General features: G+C 54.8%; 1 protein-coding gene. It reads left to right on the forward strand.

Annotation, left to right across the window (positions count from 1 at the left end; all coding sequences use genetic code 11):
- Positions 1–662: GTP-binding protein (locus tag CW267_RS29860; RefSeq protein WP_227521878.1), on the forward strand; the 662-nt coding region annotated here is incomplete at both ends.

Raw genomic sequence — 662 nt, forward strand, 5'->3', positions numbered from 1 at the left:
GCTGCCATCACTACCGTTCTGGCTAAAACCTACGGTGGTTCTGCTCGTGCATTCGACCAGATCGATAACGCACCGGAAGAAAAAGCTCGTGGTATCACCATCAACACCTCTCACGTTGAATATGACACCCCGACTCGCCACTACGCGCACGTAGACTGCCCGGGCCACGCCGACTATGTTAAAAACATGATCACCGGTGCTGCGCAGATGGACGGCGCGATCCTGGTTGTTGCTGCGACTGACGGCCCGATGCCGCAGACTCGTGAGCACATCCTGCTGGGTCGTCAGGTAGGCGTTCCGTACATCATCGTGTTCCTGAACAAATGCGACATGGTTGATGACGAAGAGCTGCTGGAACTGGTTGAGATGGAAGTTCGTGAACTGCTGTCTCAGTACGATTTCCCGGGCGACGACACCCCGATCGTTCGTGGTTCTGCTCTGAAAGCGCTGGAAGGCGACGCAGAGTGGGAAGCGAAAATCATCGAACTGGCTGGCCACCTGGATACCTATATCCCGGAACCAGAGCGTGCGATTGACAAGCCGTTCCTGCTGCCGATCGAAGACGTATTCTCCATCTCCGGTCGTGGTACCGTTGTTACCGGTCGTGTAGAGCGCGGTATCATCAAAGTCGGTGAAGAAGTTGAAATCGTTGGTATCAAAGA

The sequence above is a fragment of the Klebsiella sp. X1-16S-Nf21 genome, from assembly GCF_002837615.1.
GTDB lineage: Bacteria > Pseudomonadota > Gammaproteobacteria > Enterobacterales > Enterobacteriaceae > Klebsiella > Klebsiella variicola.